Source organism: Phyllobacterium sp. OV277, from assembly GCF_900104355.1.
Classification (GTDB): Bacteria; Pseudomonadota; Alphaproteobacteria; order Rhizobiales; family Rhizobiaceae; genus Phyllobacterium.
In genome coordinates, this window is the sequence record NZ_FNIY01000008.1 from 61369 (window position 1) to 76447 (window position 15079).

A 15079-nucleotide genomic window follows, 5' to 3' on the forward strand; every position below is an offset into this window, starting at 1 on the left:
TAATGGATGCGCTGTCATGCCCTCGACTTCGCGCGAACATGAAATGTATTTCAGAAATCGGTTTGGCTTGACCCTACAGCATCAATCATCACTGAACGGCTGATCTTTCGGTGGCTTTCCCATAAGGTAACCTGCGCCCGGTACTGTGTGTAGTATGGGGTCGTTAAAGCCGGAATTGAGCTTTTTCCGTAGCCGGTGGATATGCATGTCAACGATGTTTCCCTTCGGCTCGAAATCATAATCCCATGCCGCTTCGAGAAGCATTGAGCGGGTAACCACCTCGTTGGCGTGCTGCATAAGTGTGCGTAGAATAAGAAATTCCCGGTTCTGGAGATCAATGGGGGAACCGTCCCGCGCAGCCTGCCTTTTCTTCACATCCAGCGTGAGATTTCCCACGCTCAGTATGTCCGCGCCAGCCGTGCGGTCGTGTCGTCTCTGAAGTGCCTGGACCCGGGCCAGAATCTCCGAAAACGCGTATGGTTTTCCCAGATAGTCATCGCAACCGCTTCGAAGTCCTTCAATCCTGTCCTTGGCGCTGGCTATGCCGCTGAGCATGAGTATTGGCAGGTTGATCTTCAACCGGCGCAGTTCCGCAACCACAGCCAGACCGTCTAGACCCGGAAGTACGCGATCGATGATCGCTACGTCGTAAATACCCTCCAGCGCCAGTGTTAATCCAAGCTCGCCACCGTTCGCATGGTCAGCAACATGACCGCTTTCATTGAGCCCGCGTACTAGAAACCGTGCCGTCTTTTCGTCATCCTCAATAACCAGTATCCGCATGGAAGACGTTTCCATTTATGAAATGCATTTAATGTTGTGGCGAAGTAGTATCAGGGTCACACCCGCTAAGGTGCGCAGCAACAGCCCGCCTCTTATATTCAATCTTAATTGGGCGTTTTCAAGGAAGTGACGTGTCGATAATTCTTGTAATCGAGGACGACGCTCGAACAGCTTCCGAGATCGAAGCTGCCCTTATTGACAATGGTTGTACCGTTAAAATAGCCGTCGATGGCCGTGCAGGTCTGCTTGAAGCCGCTACAGGCCGCTATGATGCCATTGTTCTTGATCGCATGCTGCCCGGCGATTTGGACGGGCTTGGAGTTCTTTCGACGCTCAGGGTTGCCGGTATCCATACGCCGGTACTTATTCTCAGCGCACTTTCTGCCGTGGACGAACGTGTGAGAGGTTTGAAAGCAGGCGGCGATGACTATCTGACGAAGCCATTTGAATTTCTTGAATTGACGGCTCGTATTGACGTCTTGGTCAGAAGGCAATCGGTTGCGATGCCAGAAACCTCGATTCGCGCAGGCGATCTCGAAGCAGATCTCCTAACCCATACCGTAAAGCGGGCCGGAAAACTTATTGATCTGTTGCCAAGAGAGTATCGACTACTGGAATATTTGATGCGCCACTCAGGTCAAATAGTAACGCGTACAATGTTATTTGAAGAGGTCTGGCATTATCGCTATGACGAACCAACGAACGTCATTGACGTTCATATAAGCAAGCTCCGCAGAAAAATTGAAGCCACTGGAGCAGCTACGGTCATCAGAACAGTACGCGGCTCAGGATATGTACTTGATGCGCCTGATTGAATTGATACACACAACGAGCTTTCGGCTCGCTATCGCATTTCTTGTTCTATTTGCCGTCGCATCTGGAGCACTTTTTGCTTTTCTGTCATGGGAGACCAGAGATTTTCTCACGGATCGTACTGATGAATGGCTCTTGAGAGAAGCAGGCACATTATCAGCCCTCGATGATCAAACCATCATATCTCGATTGTCAGCCAGGGAATCTTTGAGCGCAGTACGGGAACGGCCCATTTCGTTATTTGATCCGCAAGGGCATCTCCTTGCTGGCAGTACGATGACATTACCAGTCTATGATGTAAACAAATCAAATCCTCACAATTTTGCGACGAAGAGGGCAGATGAACGCGCTCATTTTCGCGGTCTTGTAAAGCGCTTATCCTCGGGCAACACACTGCTTATCGCTCAGGATGTTGGCGAACTGCGTGAGTTTAACGATGTTTTGACAAACGCGATGATCTTAGGCGCCGCTGTGACAGCAGCTTTGGGCCTACTTGGTGCTGCATTCATTGGAGCTGGTTCGGTAAGGCAAATCCACACGATATCTGACGTGACGCGCAACATCATGAGCGGTGATCTCACTCAGCGTTTGCCTGTTCTGGGAGGCAGCGGAGACGTTCGTCGGCTTGTGAAAGTCGTCAACTCCATGCTGGATGAAATCGAGCGTTTGATGCATGAAGTCAAAGGCGTTTGCGATAATATTGCTCACGACATGAGGACGCCGCTTACCCGTATGCTGGCCGGACTTGAACGCGCTCGCCGCAGGGCGGTTACAGCGGATGAGTATGCTGATTATGTTGACGGCGCGATTGTCGAAACCCAAGGAATGTTGAAAACCTTCAGCGCGCTCTTGCGTATTTCGGAGATCGAGGACGGCGCGCGACGGGCGGGATTCGTGTCGGTTGATATGAGAACTGTCATATCAGATGCTGTGGAATTGTACGAACCGCTTGCCGAGGAGCGCGAGATCCGACTGTCTGTTGATTTCGGCGAGGTTCCCGTGCGCATTCTGGGAGACCCAAGTCTACTTTTTGAAGCGGTAGGCAACCTCATCGACAATGCCATCAAATTTACCCCTCGGGGAGGGGCTGCGAAGGTAACTCTTGAAGGACATTTGAAGCGGCCGCGATTGACAGTTGAAGATAATGGGCAGGGCATCCCTTCACAAGAAAAGGAACTGGTGTTGAAGCGGTTTCATCGGGGTGAAAAAAGTCGCCATGAACCAGGAAATGGACTTGGTTTAAGTCTGGTTGCAGCAATAGCGCGCCTGCATAGAATTGATCTAAGCTTCGGGGAACAGAAAATCGGCTGTAAAATTGTGCTGGAATTTAACCATAATGAGCAAGGGCGCGCGTTAAGCTCGGACACATCTTTGCTGAGCTGATAATCAGTTAATGCAAGTGGGCGGTGAAACTGACTATGCCCGATTGTTGTGAGGCAGTAAGGGTCCGCACTCATGAGGAATGAAGCATGTCCTTTTTCTCAGCGCTCACGGCCTATATCGCCTCGCATCCGCATCAGGCTTATGGGTTGATTTTTCTGCTGGCTTTATCTGAGTCAATTCCGGTCATTGGGGTGGTTGTTCCTGGGACGGCTGTCATCGTGGCCCTTGCGGCCATGGTTCCCAGCGGAGTTCTGATGCTTTGGCCGATGCTGTTCGCAGCTTTTTTAGGTGCCATTGCCGGCGACGGTCTGGCCTTCTGGCTGGGCCATAGGTACCACCGGGAAATCCTCAGCCGATGGCCGTTGAAACGTTACCCGGTGCTTATCGAGCGCAGCGAAACGTTCTTCGACCGGCATGGAGGTAAAAGTATTTTTTTGGCTCGCTTCACACCTGGGGTCAGAGCATTTGTCCCGCTCGTCGCGGGTATACTGCGGATGCCAGCTCGGCGATTCTATGTCGCCAATATCCTCTCGGCATGTGTGTGGGCTCCAACCCATGTGTTGCCGGGGGTGTTCATAGGTGTCTATCTTTCTGTTGCTGGTCCTGCAGCGGGCCGTGTCGCTGCTCTGTTTGTCGCCTTGATAGTCATTCTCTGGATTGCCCTTCACGCCACAAAATATGGATTGATCCGGGGCGTTCCAATTCTCCTTGCGATCTCCGACAGACTCCGGAATTGGGCCAAGGGCCGCAGTGGTTGGCCCGCGCGCCAGTTGGAAACTTTGCTCAGTCCCGCCATGGGAGAGTCAAGGATACTTCTGGCATCGGCAGTTCTGCTCATCGCCGCTGCGTGGGTATTCTTCGCTATCCTTGAAGACGTTGTCAGTGGTGATCCGTTGGTTCAAGTCGATGTCGCCGTATATCAGTTTCTTCAAGATCTCAGGACGCCGTTCGCCGATGCATTCATGATTGTATTTTCCGAATTGGGAGACACAGCCGTTGTTATTCCCGTTGCAATTGTTGTGTTTCTTTGGTTCGTCTGGAAGCGTAGTTGGCGAACGGCAGCTTATTGGGCGGGAGCAGTTGGCTTTGCTGCGGCGATCAATACGGCTATAAAAGTCGCGGTACACCGTGCCAGACCCAATGAGGGTCTTTATTCCGGATGGAGTGATTTTTCCTTTCCGAGCGGTCATAGCACCACAAACGCAGTGCTTTATGGCTTTCTTGCCTTTCTCGTTGTAAGGCAGATTCGACCGCGACTGCAGCTGCCTGTCATTACAACTGCGACCGCATACATCAGTTTGATCGCGTTCTCCCGAATTTATCTTGGGGCGCACTGGTTTTCGGATGTTGCAGGTGGGCTGGCATTTGCAGTTGCCTGGCTTGCCTTACTGTCTATCGCTTACCAAAATCATCAGACAAGGGAACGCGCCTCTGGTGGATTGCTACTCTTGGTCCTCGTGACCGTCATCCTCGCTGGCGGGTTGAACATTTATAGGAACCATGGCGCGGACATGGAACGGTATGCTGTTCAGTATAAAGAGCAAAATATGCTCGCTGCCGACTGGTGGAAAAGCGAGTGGGCGACATTACCGGAACACAGGGTAGATTTTGACGGTGAGACAAGAGAGCCGATCACGTTTCAATGGGCTGGAAGCCTGGCGGACCTTCAAGAAACGTTGCAACTGACAGATTGGCGCGTAGCGGCACCGTGGTCATGGGCGGGCGCTCTTGCTTGGCTCACGCCCGCACCGGATCCAATGACCTCACCAATATTGCCAACGCTGGAGCGTGGACGTTTGCCGAGCCTGACCCTCGTCCATCCAACAAGAAGAGCCAATGGCCGCATTGTGCTGCGAATATGGGCGACAGACATTGATCTGCAGACTGGCCATCTGACAGAGCTTTGGATTGGATCGGTTGTGGAAGAGGATCTAATCAATCGACTGTCACTGATAACACTCCCCCAGGTTCTGCCGAACTTCAACGCTTCTCGCGACCTGCTAGCCGGATCAATCCAAGCAAGTAAGCTTCCGGTCCGGGTTTCAGAGCAGATTCCGTTAATATGGGATGGCGGCGTGTTGCTGGCTCACGACAGCCAGGCGCTGTGGAGCGAGGGCCAACGAAACTGATTTGGCTTTATGTGCCGGCATTGCCTATTTGCGCAAATAGTGTGTGAAAACTATTCGCCACGCCCACTTATGGTGACGTTCCGAAGCAACGCTGATTTAATTTCCGTTTTGATCAACGCCATACAGAGTGCTTCCAATCTGCGGCTTACGGAAATGTATGCAAGCAGCGATGCTGCGGTAAAGTTTGACGCTCATGTTTTTTGTCAACGCACAATGGCGTTCGCAAGGAGTAGACATGAACAAGTACCTGGAAAAGCACCCGGCGTGGACCATAGCATTTGTACTGGGCGCTGCCGTCGCGCTGTCTTATTTGACGATGCCAACTGCGCATTCGGCATCATCGCCGAAGATTGAAGATATCGCCGCTGCGGAAAAGAACCCCCTTGGTGATATCCCCGATAGTCAGGTTTTCACCGATTATCACTCCGCTCTTGGCTTCTCGTTGAAAGTCCCTGAAGGATGGGCGCGCAAGGATGGTCCAGACGGTGTCAGTTTTACCGACAAATTCAATGGTGTAGCAGTCGTGATTTCGCCGGCAGCTTCCACGCCCTCAATTGAATCGATAAAACTCGATTACTTGCCAAAGATGGAAGCGTCGGGACGAGCGGTCAAGGTCATAGGAGTGCGCGCTGTAAAAGCAACTGGTGGAAATGCAATCCTGATTACTTTTAGTTCTGATTCTGAACCAAACACGGTGACGAATAAACAAATTCGGCTTGAGAACAGACGGTATCTTTTCTTCAAGAACGGGAAAATCGCTGAGCTTGATCTCTATGCGCCTTTCGGTGCTGATAATATCGATCAATGGCGGCTGATGTCTCAATCATTCCGTTGGCAATGACATGCCTCTTATCGAAGCACATGAATTGTATCGATTTTACCATGTGGGAGACGATGAAACCCGCGCGCTTCGAGGCATTAGTCTTAGTGTAGGACCGGGCGAGATTGTGGCGGTTACAGGGCCATCCGGCAGCGGCAAGTCGACTTTGTTATCGTGTCTTACGGGTCTTGAAGAGCCCGATGGTGGTTATGTCATTGTGGCAGGTGAAAGGATCACGCGCCGCTCCGAAGCTCTGCGGGCGTCAATAAGGGCGAGGCGCTTTGGCATTCTGCAACAGACACACAATTTGCTCGCGCATCTTACCGTCACAGAAAATATCGAACTCCAGATGCATTTGGCCGGTATCGCGAACGCAGGTCAGATTGAGTCGCTGCTCACAGCTGTTGATCTTCTGCATCGCGCATATGGCTATCCGAATGAACTATCAGGTGGCGAGGCAACCCGCGCGGGTTTGGCAGTTGCTGTTGCAGCAGATCCAATTCTTCTTGTTGCTGACGAGCCCACAGCGGAAGTCGACCGTGAGACGGAGTTGCGTCTCATCGATCATTTCAAGCAACGAAGGCGAGCGGGTAAATCAACTCTCTTTGCCACACATAGTGAGGCGATGTCAGGCATTGCGGACCGCGTACTCAAGATGAGAGACGGAAAGTTGATCAATGACTGAATCTCTGGTCGAAGCGAAAGATATAGCAAAGGACTTTCCGGATGGAACGTCCTATGTGAACACCGTAGTACAACCATCGTCATGTCAGATTGGGTGTGGCGACCGAATTGCATTGACTGGTCCTTCCGGAAGCGGAAAATCTACACTCCTATACTTATTGGGTGGGCTCGATGTGCCCACCCGAGGCGTTGTAACCTGGCCAATGCGAGGTCCGCACGAAGACTTGATACCCGAAAAAATTACCTATGTTTTTCAATCCCAGAGTTTGTTTCCGGCGCTGACGGTTGTTGAAAATGTAGCATTGCCACTGGTGGTTTCTGGAAGACAAGATTTTGCTGATCAACGTTCGATGGCTCTTTTGGCAGAATTTGAACTTGACGGATTGGCAGACAAACTTCCCGATGAGTTGTCGGGTGGCCAAGCTCAGCGCGTTGCCTTGGCCAGAGCCCTCGTGACGCAGCCTCTGTTGATACTTGCCGACGAACCGACTGGCCAACTTGATGCTGCGACTGCTCGGTCTTTGATCGACGTCCTTCTGAGACACATTGAAGGCACATCGACGGCTCTGCTCATCGCAACGCATGATCTGAAAATCGCCGAACGGATGGAAACACAATGGTCGATGCGTCACGGCGTGTTGGAGACGGATATTCGAAGCTCTGTCGAACTGGTGGCTGTGAAATGATGGGGCTTTGGATAAATGGCCTCATCACACGCCGTCCCTTGCAACTTTGGGGAACGGCAGCGGGTATCGCGGCGACAATCGGTTTGATCGCTTGTCTCGCACTTTTTCTTTCCTCAAGTGCTCAAACCATGACAAAGCGGGCGATTGCCAATGTGCCCATTGATTGGCAGGTCGAAATATTGCCGACTGCCGATAAAGAGGCAGTAAAAAAGTCAATCACCCAATCTGCGAAGATTTCAGCGATTGGAGAAACGCATTTTGCCAATGTCGCTGGCCTCGAGGCCACCACCGATGGAACGGCCCAAACCACCGGGCCAGGCAAAGTGCTCGCTTTTGACAGCGCCTATCTCGAAAATTTCCCTGCCGAAGTGCGGTCGTTGTCCGCAGGGGGAGGGGGCGTGATGATAGCCCAGCAAACCGCAGCGAACCTGCGTGTCAAAAAGGGAGATACGGTTACAATCAATCGTGTTGGTTTGCCGCCCGCCTCAGTCCAGATTGATCGGATTGTTGAGTTGCCTGATGCAGATTCCCTTTTCCAGTCGATCGGGTTGCCTCCTCAATCGGCCCCCCAAGCTCCTCCGGATAATGTCTTGATCCTTCCATTGGATCGTTGGACCGGTCTTTTTGGCCCACAGCAAGAGCTAGCACCGGACAGCGTCATGTTGCAGCTGCATGTGAAACTTGCTCGAACGGAACTACCGACAAATCCCGAAGCTGCTTATGGCTTTGTCATCAGCGCGGGTCATAATCTGGAAGCACGGGTGGCCGGTTCCGCATTGCTTGCCAACAATTTGGGTGCGCGGCTTGATGCGGTGCGAGGGGACGCTCTTTATGCTCGCGTCCTGTTCTTGTTCCTCGGAATACCCGGAATATTACTGTCTATCATACTGACGTTCGCAATTACGGCTTCGGGTGCAGGTCGCAGAAAACTTGAACAGACACATATGCGCGTTCGCGGTGCATCGATGCGTCAGGTCCTTTGGTTGGCGGCAGCGGAGGCATTTATTGTCGCGCCGCTGGGTGTGGTGGGCGGCGTTACTATGGCGCTCATTTTGTCGGGTCTCTTTTTGGGAACCGTCCCGTTAAATTTGTCGCATGTGTTCCTGTTCTTGGCGCTTGCCATATTTGGTACGCTGCTTTCCCTCGCAGCTATCCTTTTCCCGGCATGGAACGCTGCCCGGTTACGGACAGTCCAGATTGCCCGAAAAACGGTAGAACGCGCAGGGGTGTCCCTTTGGCAGAAGTTCTATCTGGACGTACTGTTTATTTTGTCGTCGGCAGGCATTTTTTGGCATTCAGCTGCGAGTGGCTATCAAGTGGTGCTCGCGACGGAGGGAGTGGCTGCCACGGCTGTCGATTACACGGCTTTCGCTGCGCCTGTCCTGTTTTGGCTGGGGGCGGCGCTTCTTTGTATCCGTATCAGTGGTTTCGTACTGCGCCAGAATGGTGCGGCGCTACGTGCCATAGTACGTCCGATCAGTGGGCTTATGACGAATGTCGTATCCGCTACATTTTCCCGGCAAGCGCGACGATTGACGCTCGCTATCGGCATGATAGCTATGGCCGTTTCATTTGCCACATCCACTTCGATTTTCAATCTTACATTCAATAATCAAGCCCGTGTCGATGCTGAACTCACAAATGGGTCTGACGTCACGGTTTTTGGAACAACCATCCAGCCTGCAGGCAATCAACTTGCAAAACTGGAAGCAATTCCCGGCGTTGCCGCCGCGCGATCCATGCAACATCGTTTTGCTTATGTAGGTGCAGATCTGCAGGATTTATACGGGATTGATCCGGCACGCCTTCCGGCTGCAACGAATTTGTCCAACGCCTTTTTCTCTAACGGAAGTGCCGCAGACAATCTCTCCCGCCTTCAAACGACACCAGATGGAGTTCTCGTCTCGGAAGAAACCGTGAAAGATTTTCAACTCAATCCTGGAGACACGTTGAATTTGCGACTGCAAAATTCAACTGATCACCAATATCACGTTTATCCCTTTAAGTTCGTCGGAGTAGTACGGGAATTCCCCACAGCGCCCAAAGATTCATTTCTCGTCGCGAACATGGATTACATTACCAAAGTGACCGGGGACGGTTCAGCCGAGTATGTCCTTTTGCGCACGAGCGTTAACCCGGCTTCTGTGGCCGAAGCTGTGAGCGCGTTGCTGGCACCGCTTCCTTCTCTAAAAATAAAGGATGTCGGATCAGTCACCCACTTGATTGGTTCCAGCTTGACGGCAGTAGATTTAGACGGGTTGACGTCAATCGAGCTGATATTCGCACTGATCATGGCCACTGCATCGGCCGGACTCATGCTTGCGCTGGGCTTCATTGATCGGCGCCGAGACTATGCAATCTTGACTGCAATTGGTGTGAAATCAGGTCAACTTGCTGCATTCCTATGGAGCGAAGCTGCTATTATTTTGCTGGGCGGGCTGGCGTTCGGGCTCCTTATAGGGACACTAACAGCTGAAATGTTGATCACCATGCTGACAGGCGTTTTTGACCCGCCACCGGAAGCCATGTCAATTCCATGGCTGTATCTGTCTGCCGTTATTGCCACCACAATCGCCTCGGTAGTATTCGCCGTTGCTTTTACGGAATATTGCCGCCGACAAGCATCCCAGGTGCTTGGAAGGCAGATGTGAGTTGTTGCCTTGGGGTGGTGAGCTTGCTGTTTGGCGGCGTGACTGGAGTACGCCAGTAGATGCTTTCAAATGGGGCCCCTTAAGAACGCCGTGAGCGAAGTGCCGCTACAGATGTGACGGCGATCAGAACGACCAGACAACCGGCGAAGAACAAATATCCAATCGCAACAGTGTTCACCCCGGGTATCCATTTGATCAAGGCCACCGTAATCAAAACCACAGCGCAAACCGCTGCTGCCAAGCCTATATCTCCGAGGAACATCTTATAGAGTTCTGTAAGAACTTCCTTCAAAAGGCTCACAGCGAAATCTCCTGTTTCTTTGTGCGGAGGAAATACGCCATACCCATCCCTGTTAGGAGGAACAACCCGGCGAAGAGCAGTAAGGTGAGGTCTTGTCCGGGCCAAGCAATGCCCAATCCCTCTCCTGTCCAGAAGACGCCAAAGGAGGACAACATTACCCCAACACCAAATTTCAATGTGTTCTCAGGGACTCTGGATAGAGGCTTATGAACAAAAGCTCCCACCAGTAAAACCAATACACATGCCGCCAGTGCACCGAGTGCGGCCGGTCCGAGAAGACCGCGTCCAGAACCGACGGCTATCACGATGAATACAACCTCGAGGCCTTCGAGAAGGATCGCCTTGAATGCCGTTATACCTGCGATCCAGTCGAGGGAGGTGCCGTGCGCAGGAGTATCTCTGCCAAGATTGGCTTTTTCTGTCTGAAACGCTGCAAGTTCGTCGTGTAGCGGAATGATACCGGCTGCCCTCAGAATGGCCTTGCGCAACCAGCCCATGCCAAACAACAGAAGCAGAACGCCGATCACCAATTGCAGGCTGTGCAGCGGCACCTGATCAAGCAGCGGTCCCAGCGCAAGGACGATGACCGCAAGGACGGCTAACCCCGCCGCTGTGCCCGCAATGGCAGGCCGCCAGCCCCTGAGAACACCAACTGCCAGAACAATCGTAAAGGCTTCAACGACTTCGACAACCGAAGCTAAAAACGCCGCGCCAATTGCCGGGCCTGCTATGCTCCAGGAGATGCTGTCCATGCCAAAACCATCAAAGTTGTAAATGCAACATTTGCCATGATAATGTAGTAAATACAACGAATGTCAATGGAGATCAAAATGGCCGGAACATTTTCCATGATTGAAGCAATCGATGACGGCTCGCTACAGCTCAGCCAAGCCGAACGCCGGGTAGCATCTTATATCGTGGCAAACAGACATCAGATTCTGGTCATGTCGGCAATGGAACTTGCCAAGGTTCTTGGTACCAGCGACGCTACCGTTATTCGTACAGCTAAAGCTCTTGGCTTCGATGGGCTTGATGCGATGCGCAGGGCAATTGTCGACGAACTCCATGGGAACAATAGTGCGGCTGACCGAATTACCCAGACGATCAAGGAAACCGGGGGAGATCTCAGAAAGGCATTCGAAGACACACGGAACATTCAACGTCGCGCCATCGAAGCGATCCACGAGAATGTAAGCGTGGAGACCTATATCGCACTGGTGACAAAAATGATTGGTGCACGCGAGATTGCTATCTTCGGCATCGGTCCCACCAGCGCCCTTGCTGTCTATTTTGCAACCCAGCTAAGCCGGTTTGGTTTGAATGCTCGTCCTCTTACCGCGACAGGGCTTTTCCTGGCCGATCAGCTTCTGCCAATCCAGAGAGGTGATTTGCTTTTCATCATGGCATATGGGCGCGTCTATCTAGAGGTTGGCGTTCTCATCGACCACGCGAACCGAATGGGTGCGGAGAAAGTGCTGGTGACGGATATGCTGGGAACCAAGCTCGGCCCAAGGGTTGATATGGCGATTACCATCCCTCGGGGAAAGACCGATGCGTTCAGCATGCATACTGCAACGCTTGCCTTTATCGAGAACATCATCGTCGGTATTGCAACATCCCAACCAAAGGCAACAATTGGAAAGCTCGAACTCCTCAACCAGTTGCGATCGGAGCTTGCAGGCGAGAATGCCAAGCTGCCCGCCTAACCTCACATCCGCTTCGTCTGTGCTGGATTCATTGCAGGAGCACCGAGTTCATAAGGAAAAGACTGGAATTATTTGGTTAACTTCAAAGGCCCTTCATTGCCCGCTTCGGACAGTTTCGTTGAGAAACATGATAATCTCGTCATATGCTTGTTTACGATGGCGCTCAAGCAGGACCATGTGCGTCGCCTGACCAATTTCGATAAAACGCTTGTAGGGTACGTTATCAAGTTTGTTAAAAAGATCCTGAGCCATATCGATGCGCACATCTATGTCCCATTCTGCAGCGACAATCAGGACGGGCGAAGTAATTCGCGAGGCATCGTAGATCGGCTTGCCTGCCGTCCAGTGCTCTCGTACATCCTGCACAGGGCCGGATGGCGCCAAGAAGTGCCCATCGGACGTCGTTTCCGGATTTGAGACAAGCGTCGTCTCGAGCCATGTCTCGAACCAGCCCGTCGGTATCAATGCTTCGCGCGCGCTCTCCGGGGCAGCAATGCGCCAAGCTGTCTCAAAAGTTGCCGGATCGATGTTTCGATAGGCGCTGAGTGGTGCTCCCGAATCAATACGCAGCGGCTTATGGGAGAGCCAGAGCGGCGTCACAAGGACGAGCTTCGAGAGCTTAGCGAAGTGGAATTGTTGCTCGTACCGGAACTGACGGCCCGATTGCGCACTGAGGCGCCTGGTATCCGGCTTCTTGGCCGGCCTACGACAAGCGATGGTGTCCATCGTTTATTAGACGATGGCGAGTTTGATCTTGCGATCGGTTGCTTTGAGGCGAACGCACAGCGTCATAAGGCCGAAATTCTTTTCGAGCAGGATTTGAGCTGCGTGTTCAACCCGGCTCTTTTGACGCTTAAAGAGCCGCTGGGGATGGATGATTATTTAGCCTTGCCGCACGTATTGGTGACTTTGACCGGGCGTCTCCAAGGTTGCTTGGACCGGGCCCTCGACGAGGTTGATTCGAAGCTGAATGTTGTGACGGCGGCGACAGAATTCTTGACGGTGCTGTCGACCGCGCGCCGGTCATCTCGACGGTACCGACACGGATGGCAAGACTGCATGCGCCGCGCTTCGGACTCAAAGTAATCCCAACGCCGCTCAAGCTTTTGCTTCCATCGGTGTCTTTGGTTTGGCCGGTCCGGCTTGACCAAGAGCCCGTATCGGACTGGGTGAGAACCCAGACACGAGCGATCATTTCCAAGATGAACCACTGCTAGCTCGATGAGGGTGATTGATGAGTGACAGCCTTGCCCATGCGCACGCTTCTGCGTTCTACCGCCTGTTCATTACCTCACCGTTCCGTCCACTCCAAATCATCTTACGAAATGGGTGATTTCCCGAGATGACCTCACCACGTTGATCATTTCACTGATTTGACAGCCTCAAGGATCACATCGGCTGTCTCCTGCGGATGGGACATATAGACCATATGGCTGGACTTGATGTCGGTCGTTTTCGTTTGAGCTCGTTGGTACATCCAGCGAAGGAGTTCCGGAGCAATGACGTGATCCTCAGTTGTAACGATTCCGAATGTCGGCTTGCTTCGCCAAGCTGCGTACTCGAACTTCACCTGGTAGGGTTCGAGTGTCATCGGCTTTGATGATGCTGACATGAAATCAGTTGTCTCGCGAGGTAGGTCAGCTGCGATCGCATCATGATACGACATCGGATCAGGAACGAAACTCCTCCCATCCAACATTTTCATATCGATCTTCATGGGATAGCGCTTCGAGAGCTCTGTCAGACTTTCGCCTTTATCCGGTTGGAGAGCCGCCACATAGACCAATGCCTTAACATTATACTCGACGCCAGCCTCCGTGATGACGGCTCCGCCGTAGCTATGGCCCACCAGCACGGTTGGTCCCTTTTGCTGTTCGAGAATGAGCCGTGTGGCAGCGATGTCGTCCTTCAGGCTGGTATGTGGAAGTTGTACGATGCTCACGGACAACCCCTTGGCCTTGAGGATATCATAGACGGTACGCCAACCCGAACCGTCCATCGTTGCCCCATGGACCAGCACAACATTCGTTGCGTCTGCGAGTGCATGGCCGGATATTGACATTGCCAGCAGGCCAGCAGCGGTGATTATTTTTAAAGTCATCTTAAACCTCAAGCAAAATCCGGGCCGGACGGAATGTCGGCCGGTATCAACTGACAACTCGAAAATATACGGTTCTTTACCTATCGATTAGATCGGTTAATTTGCATGGGTTTAGAAAGAGGATTGATAGATGGATCGCCTTATCTTCCGTGACCTTTCGGTGTTTGAAGTCGTAGCACGACATCAAAGCTTCACCGCTGCTGCCGCCGAACTTGGCATTTCGCAATCGGCCCTCAGCTACACTGTTAGCCAGCTGGAAAAGCGCATCGGCGTTCCCCTTCTGACCCGGACGACCCGCAATGTCTCACCAACCGAGGCCGGACAACAATTGCTTGGAACCTTAGGTCCGGCGCTGCGTGATATTGCAGACCAGGTGCAGGCCTTGAAGGACCAGAGTATGAGTATCTCGGGAACGATACGCTTGACCATGGTGTCTGTCGCGTATGAGACCATTCTGCGACCCATTCTCTGTGGCTTCTATGCGAAGTATCCGAATGTCTCGGTGGAAGTTTCTATCAACGAAGGATTGAGCGACATCGTTTCTGAAGGTTTTGATGGTGGGATAAGGTTTGGGACGCTTGTCGATAGGGACATGGTGGCCCTTTCCTTGACGACGTCTACGCCAGTTGTGATCGTAGGCGCTCCAGCCTATTTCGAAAGAAATGGGCCAATGCCCCAAACGCCAAGCGATCTCACAGCTCACCGGTGCATCACTTATCGCTTCGTTAGCTCGACGAGACTTTACCGTTGGCCTCTCGCAAAGAACGGCCAGGCCATCGATTTCAAAACCGACGGAACGCTAATCTTGAACGACGGTGAAGCGATCCGAACGGCAGCGATCGACGGACTAGGCCTCGCATTTCTGTTCGAGTCACAGATATCTCAAGATGTTGTATCGGGTCGCCTGATCAGGGTCCTAGCGGACTGGTTGCCAGAATTACCGGGCTTCAGCCTTTACTACCCGAGCAGAAGACGAACCACCTCCGCATTCCGTGCGTTGATTGACTACATTCGAGGATGAC

At 52.4% G+C, this 15079-nt stretch carries 15 protein-coding genes; 10 read left to right on the forward strand and 5 right to left on the reverse strand.

The annotated features are described in order from the left end of the window. Positions 1-81: 81 nt before the first annotated feature. Positions 82-798 carry a response regulator transcription factor gene (locus tag BLU05_RS20650; protein WP_244518459.1) on the reverse strand — a complete coding sequence of 239 codons (717 nt, stop codon included), beginning with the start codon at positions 796-798 and terminating at the stop codon, positions 82-84. Between the two features lie 116 nt (positions 799-914). On the opposite strand from BLU05_RS20650, the gene BLU05_RS20655 reads away from it, so the two are divergent. The 7 genes from BLU05_RS20655 to BLU05_RS20685 all read left to right on the forward strand — a co-directional run bounded on the left by BLU05_RS20655 (position 915) and on the right by BLU05_RS20685 (position 9949). Further along, on the forward strand, positions 915-1598 hold the full coding sequence (locus tag BLU05_RS20655) for a response regulator transcription factor (RefSeq protein WP_091884245.1): 684 nt from the start codon (positions 915-917) through the stop codon (positions 1596-1598). After that, a complete protein-coding gene (locus BLU05_RS20660; protein WP_091884509.1) occupies positions 1585-2979 on the forward strand; it encodes a sensor histidine kinase in 1395 nt (464 codons plus the stop codon). The genes BLU05_RS20655 and BLU05_RS20660 overlap by 14 nt, the downstream gene beginning before the upstream one ends. A gap of 86 nt (positions 2980-3065) precedes the next feature. Then, a complete protein-coding gene (locus BLU05_RS20665; RefSeq protein ID WP_175540690.1) occupies positions 3066-5108 on the forward strand; it encodes a bifunctional DedA family/phosphatase PAP2 family protein in 2043 nt (680 codons plus the stop codon). A gap of 235 nt (positions 5109-5343) precedes the next feature. Next, a complete protein-coding gene (locus BLU05_RS20670; RefSeq protein ID WP_091884248.1) occupies positions 5344-5949 on the forward strand; it encodes a hypothetical protein in 606 nt (201 codons plus the stop codon). A gap of 1 nt (position 5950) precedes the next feature. Next, positions 5951-6613 carry an ABC transporter ATP-binding protein gene (locus tag BLU05_RS20675; RefSeq protein ID WP_091884250.1) on the forward strand — a complete coding sequence of 221 codons (663 nt, stop codon included), beginning with the start codon at positions 5951-5953 and terminating at the stop codon, positions 6611-6613. Beyond that, complete coding sequence (locus BLU05_RS20680; RefSeq protein WP_091884253.1) at positions 6606-7298, forward strand: ABC transporter ATP-binding protein; 693 nt, start codon at positions 6606-6608, stop codon at positions 7296-7298. Before BLU05_RS20675 ends, BLU05_RS20680 begins: the two co-directional genes overlap by 8 nt. After that, on the forward strand, positions 7295-9949 hold the full coding sequence (locus tag BLU05_RS20685; RefSeq protein WP_091884255.1) for an FtsX-like permease family protein: 2655 nt from the start codon (positions 7295-7297) through the stop codon (positions 9947-9949). Before BLU05_RS20680 ends, BLU05_RS20685 begins: the two co-directional genes overlap by 4 nt. A 79-nt stretch (positions 9950-10028) precedes the next feature. On the opposite strand, the gene BLU05_RS20690 is transcribed toward BLU05_RS20685, so the two are convergent. Both BLU05_RS20690 and BLU05_RS20695 read right to left on the reverse strand, forming a co-directional pair. Further along, on the reverse strand, positions 10029-10250 hold the full coding sequence (locus tag BLU05_RS20690; RefSeq protein ID WP_091884258.1) for a hypothetical protein: 222 nt from the start codon (positions 10248-10250) through the stop codon (positions 10029-10031). Continuing rightward, a complete protein-coding gene (locus tag BLU05_RS20695) occupies positions 10247-11002 on the reverse strand; it encodes a COG4280 domain-containing protein (protein WP_091884260.1) in 756 nt (251 codons plus the stop codon). The genes BLU05_RS20690 and BLU05_RS20695 overlap by 4 nt, the downstream gene beginning before the upstream one ends. Before the next feature lie 78 nt (positions 11003-11080). Here BLU05_RS20695 and BLU05_RS20700 point away from each other — a divergent pair, with 78 nt between their 5' ends. Continuing rightward, complete coding sequence (locus BLU05_RS20700; RefSeq protein WP_175540691.1) at positions 11081-11956, forward strand: MurR/RpiR family transcriptional regulator; 876 nt, start codon at positions 11081-11083, stop codon at positions 11954-11956. Positions 11957-12049: 93 nt separating this feature from the next. Here the strand turns inward: BLU05_RS20700 and BLU05_RS20705 are convergent, their stop codons facing one another. Next, positions 12050-12556, reverse strand: coding sequence for an alpha/beta hydrolase (locus BLU05_RS20705; protein ID WP_091884265.1), 507 nt, complete (start codon positions 12554-12556; stop codon positions 12050-12052). Between the two features lie 27 nt (positions 12557-12583). Between BLU05_RS20705 and BLU05_RS20710 the strand changes: the two genes are divergently transcribed. After that, entirely contained in the window at positions 12584-13042 is a 459-nt protein-coding gene (locus BLU05_RS20710; protein WP_244518461.1) for a LysR substrate-binding domain-containing protein, read from the forward strand. 274 nt (positions 13043-13316) lie between these two features. On the opposite strand, the gene BLU05_RS20715 is transcribed toward BLU05_RS20710, so the two are convergent. Continuing rightward, a complete protein-coding gene (locus BLU05_RS20715; protein ID WP_091884267.1) occupies positions 13317-14057 on the reverse strand; it encodes an alpha/beta fold hydrolase in 741 nt (246 codons plus the stop codon). Positions 14058-14187: 130 nt separating this feature from the next. Here BLU05_RS20715 and BLU05_RS20720 point away from each other — a divergent pair, with 130 nt between their 5' ends. Beyond that, positions 14188-15078 carry a LysR family transcriptional regulator gene (locus BLU05_RS20720; protein ID WP_091884270.1) on the forward strand — a complete coding sequence of 297 codons (891 nt, stop codon included), beginning with the start codon at positions 14188-14190 and terminating at the stop codon, positions 15076-15078. Position 15079 lies beyond the last annotated feature (1 nt).